At 54.8% G+C, this 374-nt stretch carries 1 protein-coding gene; it reads left to right on the forward strand.

What is annotated here, in order from left to right:
• On the forward strand, positions 1–345 hold a 345-nt coding region (locus tag RG807_RS17860), incomplete at its 5' end, for a helix-turn-helix domain-containing protein (RefSeq protein WP_309046059.1).
• Positions 346–374: the final 29 nt, after the last annotated feature.

Consider the following 374-nt stretch of genomic DNA (forward strand, 5'->3'; position numbering starts at 1 on the left):
GAGCGCCATGGAAGTCAGCTAAAGCTGGACCGCAGAGTTCACGCCGCAAAACAATTTCTGGACGAAAACTTCAGCCGACGCTTGTCCTTGGCCGAAACGGCTGCCGTGGCACATCTGAGCATTCGGCAGTTGAACGATCTGTTTCGGCGCCAGGTCGGCATGACGCCGCATCAATACCTCACGGAGTTGCGAATGAAAGAAGCTTGGCGGCTTTTGGAGCAGTCGGGGCTCAGTGTCCAGCAAGTTGCTGACGCTGTCGGCTATTCGTCGTTATCAGCATTTAGCGACCGGTTCAGAGCCCACTTTGGCAAAGCGCCCAGCCACTTCCGCCGTATTTCGAAATAGTTCCGCCAGGATTCGAAAGTTTCTCTTCT

Source organism: Marinobacter sediminicola (assembly GCF_031157525.1).
Classification (GTDB): Bacteria; Pseudomonadota; Gammaproteobacteria; order Pseudomonadales; family Oleiphilaceae; genus Marinobacter; species Marinobacter sediminicola.